Source organism: Geodermatophilus sp. SYSU D00691 (genome assembly GCF_054050275.1).
In genome coordinates this window covers 39,115-60,224 of record NZ_JBJGYZ010000032.1, presented here as the reverse complement: position 1 = coordinate 60,224, position 21,110 = coordinate 39,115, and the positions used below count along the sequence as shown (strand labels likewise).

General features: G+C 77.4%; 19 protein-coding genes. 8 read left to right on the top strand and 11 right to left on the bottom strand.

Annotated features, from left to right (window positions below; genetic code table 11):
- Positions 1 to 2: 2 nt before the first annotated feature.
- Both egtB and egtA read right to left on the bottom strand, forming a co-directional pair.
- Entirely contained in the window at positions 3 to 1,277 is a 1,275-nt protein-coding gene (gene egtB, locus ACI797_RS20905) for an ergothioneine biosynthesis protein EgtB (RefSeq protein ID WP_456860992.1), read from the bottom strand.
- Complete coding sequence (gene egtA / locus ACI797_RS20900; RefSeq protein WP_456860990.1) at positions 1,274 to 2,536, bottom strand: ergothioneine biosynthesis glutamate--cysteine ligase EgtA; 1,263 nt, start codon at positions 2,534 to 2,536, stop codon at positions 1,274 to 1,276. The genes egtB and egtA overlap by 4 nt, the downstream gene beginning before the upstream one ends.
- 171 nt (positions 2,537 to 2,707) lie before the next feature.
- Here egtA and ACI797_RS20895 point away from each other — a divergent pair, with 171 nt between their 5' ends.
- Entirely contained in the window at positions 2,708 to 3,160 is a 453-nt protein-coding gene (locus ACI797_RS20895; RefSeq protein WP_456860988.1) for a DUF309 domain-containing protein, read from the top strand.
- Here ACI797_RS20895 and ACI797_RS20890 read toward each other — a convergent pair.
- Positions 3,147 to 3,635, bottom strand: coding sequence for a MarR family winged helix-turn-helix transcriptional regulator (locus tag ACI797_RS20890; protein WP_456860986.1), 489 nt, complete (start codon positions 3,633 to 3,635; stop codon positions 3,147 to 3,149). The two genes, ACI797_RS20895 and ACI797_RS20890, sit on opposite strands and share 14 nt — an antisense overlap.
- A 110-nt stretch (positions 3,636 to 3,745) precedes the next feature.
- On the opposite strand from ACI797_RS20890, the gene ACI797_RS20885 reads away from it, so the two are divergent.
- The gene (locus ACI797_RS20885; RefSeq protein ID WP_456860984.1) at positions 3,746 to 4,423 is read left to right on the top strand and encodes a GTP cyclohydrolase II; all 678 of its coding nucleotides are present in this window, start codon (positions 3,746 to 3,748) and stop codon (positions 4,421 to 4,423) included.
- 4 nt (positions 4,424 to 4,427) lie between these two features.
- On the opposite strand, the gene ACI797_RS20880 is transcribed toward ACI797_RS20885, so the two are convergent.
- The gene (locus ACI797_RS20880; protein WP_456860982.1) at positions 4,428 to 4,721 is read right to left on the bottom strand and encodes a hypothetical protein; all 294 of its coding nucleotides are present in this window, start codon (positions 4,719 to 4,721) and stop codon (positions 4,428 to 4,430) included.
- Between the two features lie 189 nt (positions 4,722 to 4,910).
- Here ACI797_RS20880 and ACI797_RS20875 point away from each other — a divergent pair, with 189 nt between their 5' ends.
- A complete protein-coding gene (locus ACI797_RS20875) occupies positions 4,911 to 5,714 on the top strand; it encodes a class I SAM-dependent methyltransferase (RefSeq protein ID WP_456860981.1) in 804 nt (267 codons plus the stop codon).
- On the opposite strand, the gene ACI797_RS20870 is transcribed toward ACI797_RS20875, so the two are convergent.
- A complete protein-coding gene (locus ACI797_RS20870) occupies positions 5,695 to 8,868 on the bottom strand; it encodes a BTAD domain-containing putative transcriptional regulator (RefSeq protein WP_456860979.1) in 3,174 nt (1,057 codons plus the stop codon). The two genes, ACI797_RS20875 and ACI797_RS20870, sit on opposite strands and share 20 nt — an antisense overlap.
- Before the next feature lie 29 nt (positions 8,869 to 8,897).
- Positions 8,898 to 9,800, bottom strand: coding sequence for a CPBP family intramembrane glutamic endopeptidase (locus tag ACI797_RS20865; RefSeq protein WP_456860976.1), 903 nt, complete (start codon positions 9,798 to 9,800; stop codon positions 8,898 to 8,900).
- Between the two features lie 136 nt (positions 9,801 to 9,936).
- On the opposite strand from ACI797_RS20865, the gene ACI797_RS20860 reads away from it, so the two are divergent.
- From ACI797_RS20860 to ACI797_RS20840, 5 genes are all read left to right on the top strand, one after another.
- Positions 9,937 to 10,299: a hypothetical protein gene (locus ACI797_RS20860; RefSeq protein ID WP_456860974.1), complete on the top strand. Its 363-nt coding sequence runs from the start codon at positions 9,937 to 9,939 to the stop codon at positions 10,297 to 10,299.
- Between the two features lie 38 nt (positions 10,300 to 10,337).
- Positions 10,338 to 11,834, top strand: coding sequence for a malic enzyme-like NAD(P)-binding protein (locus ACI797_RS20855; RefSeq protein ID WP_456860972.1), 1,497 nt, complete (start codon positions 10,338 to 10,340; stop codon positions 11,832 to 11,834).
- Positions 11,835 to 11,936: 102 nt separating this feature from the next.
- Positions 11,937 to 12,791 carry an Fpg/Nei family DNA glycosylase gene (locus tag ACI797_RS20850; RefSeq protein WP_456860971.1) on the top strand — a complete coding sequence of 285 codons (855 nt, stop codon included), beginning with the start codon at positions 11,937 to 11,939 and terminating at the stop codon, positions 12,789 to 12,791.
- A 13-nt stretch (positions 12,792 to 12,804) separates the two neighbouring features.
- Positions 12,805 to 13,464 carry a haloacid dehalogenase gene (locus ACI797_RS20845; RefSeq protein WP_456860969.1) on the top strand — a complete coding sequence of 220 codons (660 nt, stop codon included), beginning with the start codon at positions 12,805 to 12,807 and terminating at the stop codon, positions 13,462 to 13,464.
- Positions 13,465 to 13,540: 76 nt separating this feature from the next.
- Positions 13,541 to 14,524 (top strand): LacI family DNA-binding transcriptional regulator, encoded by a 984-nt coding sequence (locus tag ACI797_RS20840; RefSeq protein ID WP_456860968.1) that lies wholly within the window; start codon positions 13,541 to 13,543, stop codon positions 14,522 to 14,524.
- Here ACI797_RS20840 and ACI797_RS20835 read toward each other — a convergent pair whose 3' ends face one another.
- The 5 genes from ACI797_RS20835 to ACI797_RS20815 form a co-directional block, all read right to left on the bottom strand.
- Positions 14,525 to 15,667: an MBL fold metallo-hydrolase gene (locus tag ACI797_RS20835; RefSeq protein WP_456860966.1), complete on the bottom strand. Its 1,143-nt coding sequence runs from the start codon at positions 15,665 to 15,667 to the stop codon at positions 14,525 to 14,527.
- Between the two features lie 148 nt (positions 15,668 to 15,815).
- Complete coding sequence (locus tag ACI797_RS20830; RefSeq protein ID WP_456860964.1) at positions 15,816 to 18,275, bottom strand: FtsX-like permease family protein; 2,460 nt, start codon at positions 18,273 to 18,275, stop codon at positions 15,816 to 15,818.
- Positions 18,276 to 18,281: 6 nt separating this feature from the next.
- Positions 18,282 to 19,055, bottom strand: coding sequence for an ABC transporter ATP-binding protein (locus tag ACI797_RS20825; RefSeq protein WP_456860962.1), 774 nt, complete (start codon positions 19,053 to 19,055; stop codon positions 18,282 to 18,284).
- 170 nt (positions 19,056 to 19,225) lie between these two features.
- Entirely contained in the window at positions 19,226 to 19,906 is a 681-nt protein-coding gene (locus tag ACI797_RS20820; protein WP_456860960.1) for a response regulator, read from the bottom strand.
- The gene (locus ACI797_RS20815) at positions 19,903 to 21,090 is read right to left on the bottom strand and encodes a sensor histidine kinase (protein WP_456860959.1); all 1,188 of its coding nucleotides are present in this window, start codon (positions 21,088 to 21,090) and stop codon (positions 19,903 to 19,905) included. The genes ACI797_RS20820 and ACI797_RS20815 overlap by 4 nt, the downstream gene beginning before the upstream one ends.
- Positions 21,091 to 21,110: the final 20 nt, after the last annotated feature.

Genomic DNA, 21,110 nt, shown 5'->3' with positions numbered 1-21,110 from the left:
GCTCAGACGTCCCAGGCCAGGCGGAAGCCGCTGAAGACCTGCCGGCGCACCGGGTGGTCCCAGTTGCGGAAGCTGGGCCGCAGGATCGACGGCGCCACCGCCCAGGAGCCGCCGCGCAGCACGCGGTGGTCGCCGTCGAAGAACGGCTCGGAGTACTGCGCGTAGAGCATCGGGCGGAAGCCGGGCCACGGCCGGAACGGCGAGGACGTCCACTCCCAGACGTCGCCGAGCAGCTGCTCCGCGCCGCACGGGGAGGCGCTCGCCGGGTAGGCGCCCACCGGCGCCGGGCGCAGGGCGGCGCCGCCGAGGTTGGCCAGCGCCGCCGTCGGCTCGGTGGACCCCCACGGGAACCGGCGCCGGCGTCCGGTCGCCGGGTCCCAGACCGCCGCCTTCTCCCACTCGACCTCGGTGGGCAGCCGGGCGCCCGCCCAGGCCGCGTAGGCCTCGGCCTCGAAGAAGGTCACGTGCTGCACCGGCTCGTCGGGCGGGACGTCCTCGACGACGCCGAAGCGGGTGCGGCTGCCGTCGGCGTGCCAGAACTGCGGCCGTTCCAGGCCGGCCTCGACCCGGTGCGCCCAGCCGCGCGCGGACCACCAGCGGGCCTGGGCGTACCCGCCGTCGGCCATGAACCGCGCGTACTCGGCGTTGGTCACCGGCACCCGGCCGATGCGGAACGCCGGGACGTCGACCACGTGCGCCGGCCGCTCGTTGTCCAGCGAGAACGGTTCGTCGGCGGCGTCGACGCCGAGCACGAACTCGCCGCCGGGGACCAGCACCGACGTGCCGGCCACGCCGGGCCGCCCGGCCGGCAGGGGCGCGCCGCGGCCGAGCAGCGGCGGGCCCGACCGCAGCTGCAGCGCCTGCAGCATCGTCTCGTCGTGCTGCTGCTCGTGGCTGACCACCATCGCGAAGTCGAACGGGTCGTCGTCGGCGCCCAGGGAGTCCAGCCGGTCCAGGACCCGGCCGCGCACCTCGGCGCAGAACGACCGCGCCTCGACCGGCGGGAGCAGGGGCAGCTTGTCGCGCACGGCGCGCGGGTGGGTGAACGCGTCGTAGAGCGCCTCCACCGACGGCGGCAGCAGCCCCTCGCGGCGGCCGTCGCCGCGGCGCAGCAGCCAGAGGTCCTCCTGTTGGCCGATGTGCGCCAGGTCCCAGACCAGCGGGCTCATCAGCGGGTCGTGCCGGCGCAGCAGCTCGGGCTCGTCGTGGTCGGTGAGCAGCAGGGTGCGGTCGCGGGCGGTGGTCAGCTCTCGCGCCAGGTCGTCGGCGAGGGTCACGAGGCCTCCACGGTCTCGGTGGCGGACAGCAGGGCGGCGACGGGGCCGCCCCGGGCGGCAGCGGCGAGGACGGCGTCGCCGGGGCTGCGCCCCCGCTCGGCGAGCGCCGCCAGCGCCTCGACCTCCGGCCGCAGGACGGCGGGGACGCGGTCGACCGCCGCGGCCAGGCAGCCGGCGGCGGCCAGCCGCAGGGCGGGGTCGGCCAGGCCGTCGCGGGCGGCGCGGTCCCAGGCGCCGGCGACCGGGGCGCTCGCGGCCCGCGCGAGACCGGCGGCGACCGGGTCGTCGAGCAGCGTCGCGGTGACCGCGGCGAGCGCCGGCCACCACGGCTCGGGGGCGGCGTCGAGGTAGCGGATCTCCAGGAAGCCGCGCGGGCGCACCGGCGGGAACAGGGTGGTCAGGTGGTAGTCGAGGTCCGCCGTCGTCGGCCGGCGGCCGAGCTCGGCCTCGTCGGTGAGCCAGTCGGCGAAGGCCGTGCGGGTGCGCACCGGGACGGCGCCGCCGTCGTCGTCGCGGACGAGCATCACCGGTGCGGACAGCGCGTACGCCGCCCACTCGCCGGCCGGGTCGGCGCCGCCGAGCAGCGGCCCGCAGCGGGCCTGGTCGATCTCGCCCCAGACCTTCTGCCGGCTGGAGCGCCACCCGGTGCGCCGGCCGGACAGCAGCGGCGAGCAGGCCGAGACGGCGATGAGCACCGGCCCGAGCTGGTGGGCCAGCGCCACCCGCTCGCCCCAGCCGACCGCCGGGCCGGCCTCCAGGTTCACCTGCAGCGACGCCGTCGACGTCATCATCGCCAGCCCGGGAGCGGTGCAGCCGACGGCGGCCCAGTGCGCCTCCATGGCCGCGTAGCGGGCACCCGGGTGCACGCGGCCGGACGGGCGCAGCGGATCGGTGCCCGCCGACGCGACGCCCAGCCCCGCCCGGGCCAGCGCCGCGAGGAGGACCCGCCGGTCGGCGCGCAGCGCCGCCACCGCGGTGGCCACGTCGGGCAGCGGCGGGCCGGACAGCTCCACCTGCCCGCCGGGCTCCAGGGTCAGCCGGCTGCCCCCGGGCAGCGGCCCCAGCCCGTCGACGGCGGCGCGGATCCGCGGCCAGGTCACCCGCCGCCCGGGACCGGCCAGGTCGACCAGGTGGCCCTCCAGCTCGAGGCCGACCCGGCCGACCGGCCCCGGCCGCAGCGCGGCACGGGTGACGTGCTCGACGGCCTCGTCGAGGTCGGAGCGGAACGCAGCTGGGCACGTGCGCGGAACGGGGGCCACGGGGCCCCACCCCCTCCAGGTCCGGACCGGTCAGCGTTCGACCGCGGGTCGGTGCGGGGGCGGCCCTGCGAGCGTGGCCGTCCTCGTCGTCCATCCTCCACCGCTGCGCCAGTGGAGCAAGACCCTCTGACACGTTCGGTGGCTGAACGGTGTTCGGGAGAGGATCGGTGCGTGGATGCCCGCACCGATCGCGACCGCGACGACGCGGGCCGGGCCCGCAACGCCCGGCCGCGCGACGCGCTGGGCCGGCCGCTGCCCTACGGCGCGGCGGGCGAGGAGCGCGCGCCGGAGGGCGTCGTCCGCACGCCCGAGGCGGCCCTCGCCGAGGCGCAGGCGCTGCTCGACGCCGGCCGCCCGTTCCACGCCCACGAGGTCCTCGAGGACGCCTGGAAGAGCGCGCCCGACGCCGAGCGGCGGCTCTGGCGCGGCCTGGCCCAGCTCGCCGTCGGGCTCACCCACGCCGCCCGCGGCAACGCCACCGGCGCGGCCACGCTGATCGAGCGCGGCGCGGGCAACCTCGCCCCCTACGCGGCCGACCCGCCGCACGGCATCGCCGTGGCCGCGCTCGTGCGCTGGGCCGGCGAGGGCGCGGCCGGCCCGCCACCTCGGCTCAGCGCTCGCTGACGCCGCGGGCGGTCACCTTCCCGTCGGGGTCGAGCCGGCCGAGGATCGCCTCGGCGATCCCGGCCAGCTGGGTGATCTGCTCGGGGGTCAGCGCGTCGATGACGGTGCGCCGCACGTGCTCGACGTGCTGCGGGGCCGCCTCCTGCAGCGTGCGCCAGCCGGTCTCGGTGAGGCGGGCGTTGGTCGCCCGGCGGTCCCAGGCGCAGGGGTTGCGCGCCACCAGGCCGCGGTCCTCCAGCCGGCTCACCACGTGCGAGAGCCGGGGCAGCGTCGCGTTGGTGCGCGCCGCGAGCTCGGTCATGCGCAGGGTGTGCTCCGGCGACTCGGACAGCATCGCCAGCACGAAGTACTCGAAGTTGGACAGCTGGGCGTCGCGGCGCAGCTGGCCGTCGAGCGCGCCCGGCAGCAGCTCGACGACGGCGATCAGGCGGACCCACGCCGCCCGCTCCTCGTCGCTCAGCCACCGCACGTCCACGGGGAGAAGTCTCCCAGAGAGATGCTTGCAGCGACAACCATCGCGGGCTACGGTCTGCGAGAGCGCACAGTTGAAGCAACAACCTTCTCCCCCGACCGGAGACCCGCACCATGAGCCTCGCCGACCTCCCCGTCGCCGTCCTGCCCGTGAGCCCGCCCGTCGCGGTGCGCACGCAGGTGACCGTGCCGCTGCGGTTCCCCGACGGCTACGCCACCTCCGCCGACGTCTTCACCTTCACCGGCCTGGCCGACGGCAAGGAGCACCTCCTGCTCGGCCTGGGCGACTGGCGGGCGGCGCTCACGCGGTCGGCGGCGGGCGGCGAGGCGCCGCTGGTGCGGCCGCACAGCGAGTGCCTCACCGGCGACGTCTTCGGCTCCGAGCGCTGCGACTGCGGACCGCAGCTGCGCGAGGCGGCCGAGCGGATCACCGACGCCGGCGGCTTCCTGCTCTACCTGCGGCAGGAGGGCCGGGGCATCGGCCTGTACGCCAAGCTCGACGCCTATGCCCTGCAGGACGCCGGCCTGGACACCTACGAGGCCAACCGCGCCCTCGGCCACGGCGAGGACGAGCGCGACTACACCGCCGCCGCCCAGATGCTGGCCGCCGTCGGCGCCGACCGGGTCCGCCTGCTGTCGAACAACCCCGACAAGGCCGCCCAGCTCGACCTCCTCGGCGTCACCGTCACCGAGCGCGTGCCGACCGGCGTGCACGTCTCCGCCGCGAACGCGCGCTACCTGGCGACCAAGCGCGACCACACCTCGCACACGCTCGAGCTGCCCGCGGCCTGACGGGTCACGGCCGCGGGCTGGTCCGGGTCCAGCCCTTCTCGTCCCGCCGTCCGCCGAGAGCCGCCCGGCAGCGCCGGCACACCGCCTGCACCTCGTCGGCGTGCCGGCCCGACTCCGGCTGGGCGTCGGCCCAGCTCACGTGCGGGAACCGGGTCAGCTGCGACCGGCTCAGCGACAGCCCGCAGGCCGTCTCGTTGCGCCCCGGTTCCCACGCGTGCACCTCGCCGGCCGGCCGCCGGATCCCCTCCGGATCGGTCCACCGGTCCGTCGCCGCGACCGCCGCGTTGCGAGCACCCATGCGCCGTCCGGTACCCCGGCGGCGCGGCGGGCACCGGCACTGCGTCAGCGGGCAGAGGAGCCGCCTGATCGACCGTCGAGCCGGGTCGTGCACCGGCTCCACGGTCGTGCGAGCGGCTCGACCCGCTCCGCGGTCGCGGGGACGACCGGGCGGTTTCGCGGAAACGGTGACCCGGAGCACACTGCGGGCATGACGTCCCCGGCCACCGCCCCCGGTGCCGAGCGGGTCCGCGAGCTGTGGTCGGTCGGCGACTACCAGCGCGTGGGGGTCCGCCTGGTGCCCGCCAGCGAGCACCTCGTCGCCGACCTGCAGGTCCGGCCCGGCGAGCGATTGCTGGACATCGGCGGCGGCACCGGCAACACCGCCCTGGCCGCGGCCCGCCGCGACGCCGACGTGCTGTGCACCGACGTCGTCCCCGAGCTGCTGGAGCACGCCCGCCGCCGGGCCGAGGTGGAGGGGCTGCGCTTCGCCACGGAGGTCGCCGACGCCCAGGCGCTGCCCTACGACGACGGCTCGTTCGACGTCGTCACCTCCACGCTCGGCGTCGTCTTCGCCGCCGACGCCGAGCGGGCGGCGGCCGAGCTGGTGCGCGTGCTGCGGCCCGGCGGCCGGTTCGGGCTGACCTCGTGGGTGCCGGAGGCACCGGGCGGCAAGCTCCTGGAGCTGATCCGCCGGCACGACCCCCGCGACCACCCGGGCGACCTGCTCCGCTGGGGCACCCGTGCCGGCGTGGACCAGCTGCTGGGCCGCCGCGGGGTGTCGCTGCGCTACACCGAGCGGACGGTGGACTTCACCGCGCCGTCGGTCGAGGAGCAGTGGCACCGCTACGTCGAGTGGTACGCCCCGGTGCGCGTCGCCTGGGAGCGGCTCGACGAGACCGGCCGGCAGGCCTTCCACGACGAGTTCGTGGACATGTGGGGCAGCTACAGCCGGGGCTCGCCCGGCGTCCTGGTGCCCAACACGTACCTGCAGGTCATCGGCGTCCGGAGCTGAGGTCCAGCAGCGCCCGCGCCCGGGCGGCGTAGGGCCGGAACCCGAAGAGCTCGCAGATCTCCAGCGCGCGCTCCAGCTCGGCGGCGGCGCCCGGCTCGCCGCGCAGCGCCCGCAGCCCGCCGCGGTAGAGCGCCGTCGGGCCCAGCACCGGCCAGCCGGCCCACAGGACGACGACGGTGTCGCCGTAGCTCTCCAGCTCGGGCAGCACGGTGGCCGCCCGGTCGGCCTCGCCCAGCTCGAGGAAGACGTCGGCCAGCACGACCGCCCGGTAGGTGGCGCGCACGCCCTCGCCGGGGTGGGCGAGCAGCCGGTCGACGGCGGCCAGCGCCGCGTCGCGCCGTCCGGCCTGCGCGTGCGCCTGGGCGAGGACGCCGAGCCAGTCGGGGTCCACCGTCGCGGCGAGGTCGACGGCCGCGGGGACGACGTCGGGCAGCCGGTGCTCGTGCCAGGCGGCGATCCCCTCGACGGTCTGCCGCGACATGCGGGTCACGTCCGCCGCGGCCGGCGAGGTGGCCGGGGCGTCGGCGACGGCGTCGTCGGCCACCCGCCGCGCCTCGTCGGTCTCGCCGCGCGCCAGCGCCAGGCCCGCGCGCCACCAGGCGTCGAGCAGCAGCAGGTCGCCGTCGCCGCGGCGGGTGGCCACCTCGGTGAACCGCCGCGACACCGCCGCCGCCTCCTCGGCCTGCACCGTCTCTACCAGCGCGCAGCGCAGCAGGTGCAGCCCGGTCGCCTCGGCCACCGGGTCCCCGGCGGCGTCGCGCACCAGCGACCGCGCCAGCTCGACCCGCTCGGGGGCGTGCCGGGGCGACCAGTCGGCCACGAACCGGGCGACCGCGGCCCGCGACCGGGTGGGGGACGACGACGCCACGGCCAGCGCGCGCGCCGCGAACTCCCGCCCGCCGGAGCGGCCCACCGACGCCCGCTGCACGGCGAGCGCGGCCAGCACCGCCGAGCCGAGCTCCGCGGGTAACTCGTCGGCGCGCGCGGCGGCGTCCTCCAGCAGACCGACGTCCGTGGCGGCCAGCGAGCCGAACGTGGCCCAGTAGCCGCCCAGCCCGCCGCCGGCGGAGGCGATCGCGGCCCGGGCGAGGCGGGCGGCGTCACCGGCGCGGCGGGCGGCGTCGGCGGCGGCGCGCAGGGCCGCGCCGCTCTCCTCGATGAGCCCGAGCCGGCGCAGCGCCGACCCGCGGACGAGCTCCAGGTCGGCGGTCAGCTCCGTCGCGGCCGGCGGCGCGTGCCGCAGGCCCCGCTCGGCCAGCCGGGCGGCGTCGTCGGCGCCGGCCCGGTCCAGCGCCTCGCAGGCGGCGCGCAGGCAGGCCTGCGCGGCGGCGGGGTCGGCGGCGCCGGCGGCCGCCTCGCTGCGGTGCACGGCGATCGCCGACGCCGAGGTGGCCGCGGCGGGGCCGGCCTCCAGCGCGTCGGCGAGCCGCCCGTGCAGCCCGGCGCGGCGGGCCGGCGGCAGGTCGTCGAGCAGCGCCTCGCGCACCAGGTCGTGCGCGATCCGCACGCGCCCCGGTGCCGGCTCGACCAGCAGGCCGGCGCGCAGCGCCGCCGGGACGCCGTCGTCGTCGGCGACCGCGCCGAGCAGGGCCAGCGAGAGCTCCCGGCCGGTCACCGCCGCGACCTCGAGCACCGCCCGCGCGGCGGGGTCGAGCCCGTCCAGGCGCAGCCGCAGCACGTCGCGGACGCCGGCGGGCACGGCCGTGGCCGGGTCGTCGGGGAGCGCGGCCAGCTCGCCGACGAAGAACGGGTTGCCCGCGGAGCGCTCGGCGACCGCGCGGACCCGGGCCTCGTCGGCGCCGACGCCCAGCTGGGCCACCAGCTCGGCGACCTCGGTGTCGTCCAGGCCGGCGAGGCGCAGCCGCCGCGCGCCGGGCAGCCGGGCGGCCAGGCCGAGCACGCGGGTCAGCTCCGGCCGGCCGGTGGCCTCCTCGCGGCAGGTCATCGCGAGCAGCACAGGTGCGTCGTGCAGCTGGGAGAGCACCACCTCGAGCACCGACAGCGAGTCGCGGTCGGCCCACTGGAGGTCGTCGAGGACGACGAGCAGCGGCCCCGGCCCGGCCAGCCCGCGCAGCCGGCGGGCGGTGTCGAGGCCGAGCGCGAAGCGGGCGCCGGCGTCGCTGCCGAGGGCGCCCTCGGGCAGCCCGCCGAGCACCTGCTGCCACATCCAGTACGGCGGGGCGCCGCCGATCTCCGCGCAGCGGCCCCAGCGGGCGGCGGCGCCGGCGCGGGCGGCGAAGGCCTCGACCAGCCGCGTCTTGCCGATCCCCGGCTCGCCGCTGACGACGACGGCGGTGCCGCCGCCCCGCCCGGCCACGGCCCAGGCGTCGGCGAGGGCGGCGAGCTCGCGGGGCCGGCCGACGAAGCCGTCGGCCGTGCGCGCCGGCGCCGGTCGCGGCGGGGCCAGCGCCGGGTCCTGGCGGAGCAGCGCCGTCTCCAGCGCCCGCAGCTCGGGCGAGGGGTCCAGGCCGAGCTCGTCGGCGATCCGCTCGCGCACCCGCCGCAGCACGTCCAGCGCCTCGCCGGGGCGGCCGGCGCGGTGCAACGAGCGGGCCAGCAGCGCCGCGGTGGACTCGCGCAGCGGCTCGGCGGCGGCCAGCTCGGCCAGCTCCGGCACCGACCCGGCCCCGCCGCCCAGGGCCAGCCGCGCGGCGGCCAGCCGCTCCACCGCGGCGAGCCGCAGCTCGGCCAGCCGGGCGGTGACCGGGGCCAGCTCGGGCACGTCGGCGACGTCGGCGTAGGGCCGGTCCTGCCACAGTGCGAGCGCCCCGGGCAGCAGCCGGACGGCGGTGGCGTCGTCGGCCGCCCTCCCCTCGCGGACCAGGTCGGCGAAGGCGTGCGCGTCGACGGCGGCGCGGTCGAGGGCGAGGGCGTAGCCGTCGCCGCGGGTGACCAGCACCTGCGCGTCCCGGGCGCCGCGGCCGGGGTCGAGCACGCGCCGCAGCCGGGAGACGTAGCCCTGCAGCGTGGTCGCGGCGGTGGCCGGCGGGCTGCCCCGCCACAGCCGGTCGGCCAGCGCGTCCGCCGGCACCTGCCGGCCCTCGGCCGCCGCCAGCAGCGCGAGGACCTCGGCGGGCTTGCGCCCGCCGAGGTCCAGGTCGGCTCCGTCGCGGGTGACCCGTGTCGGTCCGAGCACGGCCACCCGCAGCTCCACGCTGCGGAGGGTAGGTGGTGCCTCGCCCGTCAGCGGCGCGGCACGACCTCCGTGCCGCCGTCGGCCCGGCGGAGCAGCGGCAGGAACCGTAGCCACAGGGCGGCGCCGGCGACGAGGGCGAGGGTGCCGAACAGGCCGGACTCGGTGGCGAACCAGCCGGTCGGGCCGGTGTCGCCGGTCAGCGGGTCGAGCACGTGGTACAGGACGGCGTTGACCGCGGCGTGCGCCACGACGCCCGGCCAGATGCCCCAGCGCAGCTGCATGCTGGCCAGCACGGCGCCGAAGGCGACGGTGCCCACGCTGAAGCACAGCAGCGCCCACCAGGTCGGCACGCCCGCCGGGGTGCCGCCGAGGAACAGCACCAGGCCCCAGTGGAACAGCGCCCACGGGATGCCGCTGACCAGCACCACGGTGCGCGGCCCGCACACGGTGGCCAGCCGCTCGACGAGCACGCCCCGCCAGCCGATGTCCTCGGCCAGGGCGAGCAGGACGTAGGGCACCGTGAGCACGGTCAGGCCCAGCAGCACCTGCACGTCGAGCCCCTCGTCACGGAACCCACCGAGGCCGGTGGCCCAGACCAGCGCCCCGCCGACGAGCGTGGTCAGCAGGCCCCAGAGCCAGGCGGTGAGCAGGCTGCGCCACGACGGGCGGCGGAAGCCCCAGCCCGGCCGGCGCAGCCCGCCGGTGGCCAGCCGGGCCGCGACGGCGGCCAGCAGCGGGATCAGCGCCTGGCCGAAGAGGAGCGCCTGGACGAGCGGGGGTGCCTCGTCGACGCGGCGGACGTCGGCGTCGTGCGCGACGGCGACGCCGGTGGTCGTGGCGACGAGGGCGGCGGTCGTCCCGAGGAAGACGCCGATCTCCTTCCAGGGCGAGGGGGTGCGGCCCGGCGGCGGGGAGGCGGTCGCCGGGTCGAGGTGCGGGGTGGTGGTCATCGCTGGTCGTCCTCCGGGACGGGTTCGATCCGTGGTGTCGGCACCGACCGTCGGGGACGCCGCTGGTCGCGGGCTGGTCGGCCGCTGGTGGACGGCGACCAGCGGGCCACCAGCGCCGGCGCGCAGGGTGCGGCCCATGGAGAACACGCCCGGCGCGGCCACCGTCACCCTCCCGGCCGGCGCCCGGCCGCGGCGGTGCCGCGCCCGCGGCTCCGATGTGGTCCTCGTCGTCCTCGACGGGTGCCCGCTCGTCGCGCTGGGGAGCGAGCCCGAGCGGCCGCGCCCGCCCGGCTCGGTCGTCGTCTGCCCGCGCGGGACGCCGTGGTCGTGGCGCGGCGGGTCGGCGCCGTCCCGGCTGGTCGTCGTCGCCTTCCCGGCCGGGCCGCAGCGGGCGGTCGCCGCCCTGGTGGACTCCCGCGGGCTGGACGACGCCACCCTGCTCGCCGTCGCCGCCGACGAGGGGCTGGAGCTGGTGCTGGGGCCGGTGGGAACCGCCTGACGCCTCGGCCCGGCGGCGGTGGGACGATGTGGGACGCCATGAGCATCGACACCACCAGCGACCCGACCGACCTGGGCGAGCCCGCGACCCCGCCCCAGCGGGGCCCGGTCACCTCGGCCTCCTACTCGATCACCGTCCGGCTCACCGCCGACGGCGACCCGGCCAGCATCGGCCGCATCGCCACCGCCGTGGGCTCCGCCGGCGGCGCGGTCACCGCGATCGACGTGGTGGACAGCCGGCCCGACGGCCTCACGGTCGACGTCACGTGCTCCGCGGCCGACGCGAAGCACTCCGAGGAGATGGTCGAGGCGCTGCGCGGGGTGCCCGGCGTCAAGGTCCGCAAGGTCAGCGACCGGACCTTCCTCCTGCACCTGGGCGGCAAGCTCGAGGTCGCCTCGAAGGTGCCGCTGAAGACCCGCGACGACCTCTCGATGGCCTACACGCCCGGCGTGGCGCGGGTCTGCCTCGCGCTGGCCGAGCACCCCGAGGACGTGCGCCGGCTGACCGTCAAGGGCAACAGCGTCGCCGTCGTCACCGACGGCTCGGCCGTGCTGGGCCTCGGCGACATCGGCCCGGGCGCCGCGCTGCCGGTGATGGAGGGCAAGGCGGCGCTGTTCAAGCGGTTCGCGGACATCGACGCCTGGCCGATCTGCCTGGACACGCAGGACGTCGACGAGATCGTGCGCACCGTCGAGCTGATCGCCCCCGGCTTCGGCGGCATCAACCTCGAGGACATCGCCGCCCCGCGCTGCTTCGAGATCGAGGCCCGGCTGCGGGAGAAGCTGGACATCCCGGTCTTCCACGACGACCAGCACGGGACCGCGATCGTCGCCCTGGCCGCGCTGCGCAACGCGCTGCGGGTCGTGGACAAGCAGCTGGAGTCGGTGAAGGTCGTCGTCGCCGGCGGCGGCGCGGCCGGCACGGCCATCGTGTCGCTGCTGCTCGAGGCCGGCGTCGGCTCGGTGCTGGTCTGGGACCGCGAGGGCATCCTCTCGCCGGACGACGAGCGGCTCTCCGGCGCCAAGCTGGAGCTCGCGCGCCGCACCAACCCCGCGTGCGTGCGCGGGGAGCTGCCGGAGGCGCTCGAGGGCGCCGACGTCTTCATCGGCGTCAGCGCGGCCAACGTGCTGCCGGTCGAGGCCATCACCCGCATGAACGAGCGCGCGGTGGTCTTCCCGATGGCCAACCCGACCCCGGAGGTCGACCCGGTGCGGGCGCGGCAGCACGCCGCCGTCGTCGCCTCGGGCCGCTCCGACCTGCCGAACCAGATCAACAACGTGCTGGCGTTCCCCGGCGTCTTCCGCGGCCTGCTCGACGCCAAGGCCACGGAGATCAGCACCGGGATGCTGCTCGCCGCGGCCGACGCCCTCGCCGCCGTCGTCCGCGACGACCAGCTCAACGCCAACTACATCATCCCGAGCGTGTTCGACCCCGCCGTCGCCAAGGCGGTGGCCGCGGCCGTCGCCGACCAGGCCCGGCACGAGCCCGGCGCCACGGTCCGGCTCGACGAGGACCGCAACGGGCTGGTGCCCTGACCTCGCTCTCGGCGCCGGGAGCAGCTCCGCTCCCGGCACCGAGAGCGGAGTGGTCCTTCCGGGGGACGGCGGGGTGACGTCCCCGTCGGGGATCATGGGCGGGTGCCCGAGCTACCCGAGGTGGAGGCGCTGGCGGAGTTCCTGCGCGAGAACGCCGTCGGCTCCGTCGTGACGCGGGTCGACCTGGCCGCCGTCCAGGCGATCAAGACCTTCGACCCGCCGCTGTCGGCGCTGGGCGGCCTGGAGCTCACCGGCGCCTCCCGGCACGGCAAGTTCCTCGACCTCGACGTCAGCGGGCTGCACCTCGTCGTCCACCTGGCCCGGGCCGGCTGGCTGCACTGGCGCACCGGCCTGCCGCCGGCGCCGCCGAAGCCGGGCAAGGGGCCGCTGGCGCTGCGCGTGCACCTCGACAGCGGCGACGGCTTCGACCTCACCGAGCAGGGCACCCGCAAGGGGCTGGCCGTGTACGTCGTCCGCGACCCCGCCGAGGTGCCCGGCATCGCGCGGCTCGGCCCCGACGCGCTGCAGGTGACGTTCGACGAGTTCGCGGCCCTGCTGCGCAGCCGCTCGGGGCAGCTCAAGGGCGCGCTCACCGACCAGACGCTGCTGGCCGGCATCGGCAACGCCTACTCCGACGAGATCCTGCACGCCGCGCGGCTCTCGCCGTTCAAGATGGCCGACAAGCTCAACGACGACGAACTGGTCCGTCTCTACGACGCCGTGCGGGCCGAGCTCACCGACGCGCTCGGCCGCCAGCTCGGCCAGAAGGCGGCCACCATGAAGGGCGAGAAGCGGTCGGGGCTGCAGGTGCACGCACGCACCGGCCTGCCCTGCCCGGTGTGCGGCGACACCGTCCGCGAGGTCAGCTTCGCCGACACCTCGCTGCAGTACTGCCCCACCTGCCAGACCGGCGGCAAGCCGCTGGCGGACCGGCGCATGTCGAAGCTCCTCCGCTGAGACACTGCGCTGCGTGCTCGTCACCTTCGACCTGTTCAGCGCGCTGATCGACTCCCGCACCGGCGGCTCGGCGGCCTTCACCGGCATCGCCCGCGCGCACGGCTGGCCGGTGACCGGCGAGGAGCTCTACGACCGCTGGGACGCGGCCAACAAGGCCTCCCAGGCGCTGCTGGCCGAGTGGGTGCCGTTCGCCGAGCACAGCCGGCGCGCGCTCGAGGCCACGTACACCGCGCTCGGGCTGGACGGCGACGCCGAGGCCGACGTCGCCGTCCTGCTGGAGTCGGTCGAGCTCTGGCCGCTGTGGCCCGACGTCGCGACCGGCCTGCCCGTGGTGGCACACCGGCACGCCGTCGGCGTGCTGTCCAACGTCGACGACGAGGTCTTCGCCCGCACCCGGGTCGCCCCGCTGGTCGCGAGCGAGGCGGTGCTCACCTCCGAGCGGCTGCGGGCGTACAAGCCCGACCGCGAGATCTACCGGCGGGCGCGGGAGCTGGCCGGGGGCGGGCTCGTGCACGTCGCGACCTCGGCGCGCGACGTGCGCGGCGCCCTGGAGGCCGGGATCGACGTGGTGCGGCTGCGCCGGCCCGGTCACCGGCTGGACCCCGACGGCCCGGCGCCGCTGCGCGAGGCGGACGACGTCGCGGGCGTGCTGGGGCTGCTCGACGGAGGCTGAGCCTGCCGGTCCCGCTGAGAGCGCTTCCACCGCCGGGGGAGGTCCCACCGTCGTCCCGACGTGGTACGACGGGCGGGTGCGCGACGAGGCAGCACCGCCGGCCACCCTGGAGCACGTGGCGTGCGCCGCGGGCGTCTCCCGCGCCACGGCCTCCCGGGCGCTGACCGGCACCGGGCCGGTGTCGGACGAGGCGCTGCGCCGGGTGCGCGCGGCCGCCGACGCGCTCGGCTACGTCGCCGACCCCGTCGCCCGCGCGCTGGTGCACGGCGCCGGCACCCGCGTGGTGGTCGCGGTCACCAGCGACACCCCCGACGCCGTCTGCACCTACCTCGCCCGCGTGCTCACCGCCGGCGCCCGCGTCTGCACCCCGCAGGGGCTCGGCATCGGCGTCGTCCCGCTGCGGCGGGCGAACCCGCTGCCGGCCCTCGACCGGCTGGCCCGGGACCGCACCGTGGCCGGGGTCGTGCTGCTCAACACCACGCACGAGGTGCTCGACGCGCTCCCGCGCGGGCTCCGCGGCCGGACCGTCTCGATCGGCGTGGGCAGCGCCGACGTCCCCTCGGTCGACGTGGACGGCCCCGCCGTCGGCCGGCGGGCCGCCGAGCACCTGATCCGGGCCGGCCGGCGCCGGATCGCGATGATCACCGGCCCGTCCTGGCTGCCCTGCGCCCAGCGGCCGGTCGAGGCCTTCCGGGCGGCGATGGCGTCCGCCGGACTCCCGGTGCGCACGGTGCCGGGCGGCTTCGAGCAGGTGCACGGCGAGACCGGCGCCGCCGCCGTGCTCACCCGGTGGCCGGACACCGACGCCGTCGTCGGCATCTGCAACGCGGTCGCCCTGGGCGCGCTGCGCACCCTGCGCCGGCTGGGCCGCCGCGTGCCCGAGGACGTCGCGGTCGCGGGGTTCGACGACCTGCCGATCGCCGACGCCGTCGACCTCACCTCGGCGACGCACCCGGTCGAGGACATCGCCGCGGCCGCGGTCGGCGGGACGCTCACCCGGCTCGACGCCGGCGGCACCCGCTTCTTCCCGTCGGAGCTGGTGGTGCGGCAGAGCGCCTGATCAGCGGTGCTCGTGGTCGGACTGCGAGCCGACCGCCGTCCACCAGTCCTTGAGCTCCGGCAGGTCCGCCACGTCGACCCGGCCACCGGGCTTCGGGACGACGACCTCCACCCCGGCGCGCGCGGCCGCGGCGAGGGTGCGCTGCACCGGCTCGGCCCAGCGGTGGAACGCCAGGTTGAACGTGGCCCAGTGGACGGGCAGCAGCACGCGGCCGCCGAGGTCGCCGTGCGCGCGCACCGCCTCCTCGGGGTCCATGTGGATGTGCCGCCACGCCTCGTTGTAGGCGCCGACCGGCAGCAGGGTGAGGTCGAACGGGCCGTAGCGGGCGCCGATGCCGGCGAAGGCGGGGGTGTAGCCGGTGTCGCCGCCGAAGAACACCCGGTGCCGCGGCCCGGCGACCACCCAGGACGCCCACAGCGTCGTGTCGCGGGCGAAGAACCGGCCGGAGAAGTGCCGCGCCTCGGTGCAGGTGAGGGTGAGCCCGCCGAGCGTGGTGCTGCCGTCCCAGTCGAGCTCGACGATCCGCTCCTCGGGCACCTGCCAGGTGCGCAGGTGCTCGCCGATCCCGATCGGCACCACGAACACCGCGCCCGACCGCTTGAGAAGCCAGCGCACGGTGGGCAGGTCGAGGTGGTCGTAGTGGTCGTGCGAGATGAGCACGGCGTCGACCGGCGGCAGGGCCTCCAGCGGCACCGGGTTGGGGTGCAGGCGGGTCGGCCCCAGCAGCGGCGAGGGGGACACCCGCTCGCCCCACACGGGGTCGACCAGCACCCGCTGCCCGTCGACCTCCAGCAGCGCGCTGGCGTGCCCGAACCAGGTGACGGCGAGCTCGGCGGCCTCCACCGGGAAGTCGGAGCGGGTCAGCGGGACCGGGCCGCCGGGGTGGCCGTTGTGCCGCTCGTCGTGCCACTGCCGCAGCAGCCCGTCGCGGGCGTTGGCCGGCTTGAACGTCGGCGTCGGCAGGGTGTTGTGGAACTTGCCGTCGGAGAACTGCGGGGAGCCGGTGACGCTCGGGCGCAGCTGGCGCTGGCTGGCGCCGAGGGCGGTGGGCAGGCCCCATGCCGCCCGGGCAACCCAGGAGACGCCGCCGGCGAGAGCGGCGGCAGCGGTGACGGCGGCGGCACGGCGCAGAGCAGGTGACACGCCCTCCAGCATCCCAGGCGTTCCTGTCCTCCCGGTGTCACCCGGCCGGGACGCTGGTGCTCTGCGTGCGCTGCGCACGCAGAGCACCAGCGTCCGGGGGGCAGGTGCCGCGGCCGGCCCCGGGGACAGGGGAGCCGACCGCGGGCGGTCAGCCGGCGATCGCCGCCACGGGCGCCGTGCGGGCGGCCCGGCGGGCCGGCAGCACCGAGGCGAGCAGGCCGGCGAGCGTGGCGACGGCGACGATCGCGGCCACCTGCAGCCACGGCACGCTGAGCACCACGTCGCCCAGCCCGCCGAGCACCGACGCCGCCCCGGCCAGCCCGTACGCGCCGCCGAGCAGCACGCCGAGCACGGCGGCGACGCCGGCCACGAGCACCGCCTCCCACGCCAGCAGCCCGCGCAGCTGGCCCCTGGTGAGGCCGAGGGCGCGCAGCAGCCCGTTCTCCTGCCGCCGCTCGACCACCGACAGCGCGAGGGTGTTGCCCACGCCGATCAGCGCGATCACCACCGCGACGCCGAGCAGCCCGGTCACCACCAGCAGCAGCGTGTCGAGCACCGAGTCGATCGCCGCCCGCTCGCTGGCCAGCCCGGCCACCATCGCCGTCGGCGCGGCCGTGCCGACCAGGTCGGTGAGCGCGTCGACGGTCGTCGCCTGGTCCGCGGCGCCGGTGTCGGCCAGCCGCAGCCACAGCTCCGTGACCTCCGGGCCGGTGGTCAGCGTCCCGAGGTCGGTGGTGGTGAGCAGCGGGTCGTCGACGTCGTCGGACCCGACGACCACGGCGGTGAAGCTGCCGTCGCCCAGCGCGACGTCGTCGCCGGCGGTGACCCCCCACACCTCGGCCAGCCACCCGGGCAGCACGACCTGGCCCGGTTCGGGCAGCACCAGGTCGGTGGTGGAGCGCAGCACCGGCGCGGCCGCGGCGGTGTCCACGCCCTCGACCCGCCAGGTCTCGCCGTCCGGACCGGTCACCTCGGCCGCGTCGAGCGCGACGCCGCCGGTGACGCCGTCCACCGCGGTGGCGTCGGCGAGCAGGCCGGCCGGCAGCGGCTCGCCGGCGCGGACCAGGACGTCGGTGGGGTAGGCGGCGGCCAGCCCGGCGACCGCGGTGGCCCGGGTGGAGGCCGCGCCGACCACCATCGCCGTCGTCAGGGTGACCCCGATGAGCAGCGCGGTGGCGGTGGCCGCCGTCCGCCGCGGGTTGCGGGTGGCGTTGCCCGATGCGAGCCGGGCCGGGACGCCGCCGAAGCGGCCGGCCAGCCGGCCGGCCCCGGCCACCACCGGGGGGACGGCGCGCTGGGCGAGCAGGACGACGCCGAGGAAGCTCAGCACCCCGCCGGGCAGGCCGACGAGCACGTTGGCCATCACCACCCCCGCGCCGAGCAGCGCGACGCCGGGCAGCAGCAGGGCCAGGCCGAGCAGGAGCCGCCGCACGCCCGGCCGGGAGCGCAGCGGCGCGGCGTCCACCGGGCGCAGCGCGGCCAGCGGCGCCACCCGGGTGGCGGCCCGGGCGGGCGCCAGCGCGGCGAGCAGGGTGACCAGCGTGCCGACCACCAGGCCGGTGAGCACCGCGTAGACCGGCACCGTGACGCCGGCCAGCGGGATCGGGGAGTCGGTGCCGGTGAGCGCCGAGACCAGCGCCGCCAGCCCGATGCCGGCGCCCACGCCGACCGCCGAGGAGACCAGCCCGGTGACCAGCGCCTCGCCGAGCACGCTGCGGCGCACCTGCCGGGCGGTGGCGCCGACGCAGCGCAGCAGCGCCAGCTCGCGGGTGCGCTGGGCGAGCAGCACGGCGAACGTGTTCGCGATGACCAGCCCGGCGACGACGACGGCGACGGTGGCGAACACCAGCAGGACGGCGGCGAGCGCGGTGGCGTTGCCGGTCAGCGCGGCGGTCGCCTCCTCGGCCTGCTCGGTGCCGGTGCGCACGGTGACCGCGCGGCCGGAGAGCGCGGCCGCGGCGTCGGCGACGACGTCCCCGCTCGAGTAGCCGGGGGCGGCGGCCAGGCGCAGCTCGGTCGGGGCGCGGACGCCCCAGGCCTGCGCCTGCTGCGGGACGACGGCGGCGCGGCCGTAGAGGCCCGCGGTCGGGTCGCCGCCCAGGTCGAGGATGCCGGTCACGGTCACCGCGCCGGACGTGGGCGTGCCGTCGGCGTCGTAGCTGCTCACGGTGAGCACGTCGCCGACCCGGGCGCGGGCGCGGTCGCTGACCGCGATCTCGCCCGGCCGGGTGGGCAGCACGCCGTCCGACACCTGCTGCCACCGCAGCGCGGGGTCGTCGGCGACGGTGCCGACCACCAGGTACTGCGCGCCGGTCCGCCCGGGGACCACCGCCTGCACGGAGGTCTCCCACTCCGGGGCGACCGCCCGCACCGAGTCCAGGCGGGTGAGGGCGTACACGGCGTCGTCGAGGACGGCGCCGTCGTCGGAGGTGGCCACGGCGTCGGCGCCGACGTACTGCGCGCCGACGGCCTCGAACACGGTGCTGCGGGTGGTCTCGTTGAGCACGAGGGTGGCCACGACGAAGCCGACGGCGATGACGACGGCCAGGGTCGAGGCGACCAGCCGCGCGGCGTGGGCGCGCAGCTGGGCGAACAGGACGGGACGCACGGCGGCTCAGGCCCCCAGCCCGCGGAGCGCGTCGAGCACCGACTCGGCCGTGGGCCGCACGAGCTCACCGGCCAGCCGCCCGTCGGCCAGCAGGACGACGCGGTCGGCGTAGGCGGCGGCGGACGGGTCGTGGGTGACCATGACGACGGTCTGGCCGGTCTCCTTGACGCTGGAGCGCAGCAGGCCGAGCACCTCGGCGCCGGCGCGGGAGTCGAGGTTGCCGGTGGGCTCGTCGGCGAAGACGACGTCGGGGCGGGGGAGCAGGGCGCGAGCGATCGCCACCCGCTGCTGCTGGCCGCCGGAGAGCTCGTGCGGCCGGTGCCCCAGCCGCTCGCGCAGGCCGAGCCGGGCGATGACGGCGTCGAGCCACGCGCGGTCGGGGCGCAGGCCGGCCAGCTGCATCGGCAGGGTGATGTTCTCCAGCGCGTCGAGCACCGGCAGCAGGTTGAACGCCTGGAAGACGAAGCCGATCCGCTGCCGGCGCAGGGTGGTCAGCTGGTCGTCGCGCAGGCTGGTCAGCTCGGTGTCGCCCAGCCAGACCTGGCCCGCGGTCGCGGAGTCGAGGCCGGCCAGGCAGTGCATGAGCGTCGACTTGCCCGAGCCCGACGGGCCCATGATCGCGGTGAACTCGCCGCGGGTGAACTCGACGTCGACCCCGGCGAGGGCGTGCACGGCGGTCTCGCCGCTGCCGTAGGTCTTGCGCAGCCCGGCCGCGCGGACGGCCGCCGTCGCGGGCGGGGCCGGCGGCTCGCCGGGGACGGTCAGGACGGGGACGGACACTCTCGGACCTCCAGGCACGTGTTCGCGGACGCCGATCACGCTGCCGGTCGAGGTCGTTCCTCCGCGTCGGAGCGGAGGCCGATCTCCGCCTCGTCCCCTGGTCGGACCCTCTCCGCTTTCGGTGCCGAAAGCGGGCCCGCTTCCGGCACCGAAAGCGGTAGAGGAAAGGCTCAGGCGTTGCGGAGGAGGTCCGCCGGCTGGACCAGGCCGGTGCGGTACGCCAGGACGACGGCCTGCACCCGGTCGCGCGAGCCCGTCTTCGCCAGCACCCGCCCGACGTGCGTCTTCACCGTCGCCTCGCTGACCACGAGGTGCTCGGCGATCTCGGTGTTGGTCGCCCCGTACGCCATCTGCACCAGCACCTCGCGCTCGCGCGGGGTGAGCTCGGCCAGCTGGTCGGCCGCCGGGGCCGGCGCGGTGCCGCGCAGCATCGGCGCCACGTGCTGCAGCAGCCGGCGGGTCGACGACGCCGCGATCACCGAGTCGCCGGCGTGCACGGTGCGGATCGCGCCGAGCATCTCCTCCGGCGGGGCGTCCTTGAGCAGGAACCCGCTGGCGCCGGCGCCGATCGCGGCGACCACGTACTCGTCGAGGTCGAACGTCGTCAGGACGACCACCCGCGGTGCGTCGGGCAGCGCGGTCACCTGCCGGGTCGCCTCGATGCCGTCGGTGCCGGGCATGCGCACGTCCATGAGGACGACGTCGGCCGGCGTCCGGCGCAGCAGCTCCACCGCCGCGGCGCCGTCCCCGGCCTCGCCGACGACGAGCAGGTCGTCCTGCGAGTCGATGACCATGCGGAACCCGGCGCGCACCATCTGCTGGTCGTCGACCAGCACCACCCGGACGGTCATCGACCGGAACGGTAGGGCAGGACGGCGGAGACGCCGAACCCGCCACCGTGCCGCGGCCCCGCCTCGAGCCGGCCGCCGTGCAGGTGCGCCCGCTCGAGCATGCCGCGCAGGCCCTGGCCGGCGCCGTCCGAGCCGGCCATGGCCGCCGACGCGCCCCGGCCGTCGTCGAGCACGGAGAGCTCCAGCGCGTCGGCCCGCCACTGCAGCCGCACCCAGGCCCGGCTGGCCGGGCCGGCGTGCTTGAGCACGTTGGTGAGCGACTCCTGCACGATCCGGAAGGCGGCCAGCTGCGGACCGGCGGGCAGCGGCTGCGGCTGCCCCTCCTCGATCAGGTCGACGTCGAGCCCGCTGGCCCGCACGTCCTCGACGAGGCCCTTGATCGCGGCGACGTCGGGCTGCGGCGCGTACTCCTGCCGGCCGTCCTCGCGCAGCACGCCGAGCAGCGCCCGCATGTCGGTGAGGGCCTGACGGCCGGTGGCGGCGATCTGCTCCAGCGCGCCGGTCGCCTTGTCCGGGTCGGTGCGGCCGGCGTACAGCCCGCCGTCGGCCTGGGCGATCACGACCGACAGCGAGTGGGCGACGACGTCGTGCAGCTCGCGGGCGATCCGCGCCCGCTCGGCGGTGGCCGCCAGGCGCATCTCCTGGTCGCGCTCCAGCTCGAGCAGCCGGGCGCGCTCCTCCAGCGCGGCGACCCGCTGCGCCCGGGCCCGCCGGAGGTTGCCCAGCGCCCAGGCGGCGACCACCGAGATCCCGCCCGCCGCGGCCGTCCCGATGACCATGTCGTCGGCGACGTAGCGGTAGTAGACGAGGCCGGCGAGCAGGGCCCCGAACAGGCCGAGCGCCAGGCCGGCGCGTGCGGCCCAGCGCGGGGCGTAGGCGGCGAGGGCGTAGACCATCAGCGGCGCGGCGACGTCGGCCGCCAGGAGGCTGGGCACCACCGCGAGCTGCAGGAGACCGGCGGCGGTCACGACGGCGGCCGCGTGGACCGGGGCCCGGCGGCGCCAGGCCAGCGGCGCGGTGAGCAGCAGGCCCAGGGCGAGCGCGGCGCCCTCGGCCGGGGCGTAGGAGCCGGCCGGCAGCACGACGGTGGAGAAGGCGACCGTCGCGGCGATCGCCACGTCCACGCCGAACGGGTGGGCGCCCAGCCGCGCCGTCAGGCGCTCGCGGGCAGGGGTGCGCTCCATCGCCGACGACAGTAGGCAGC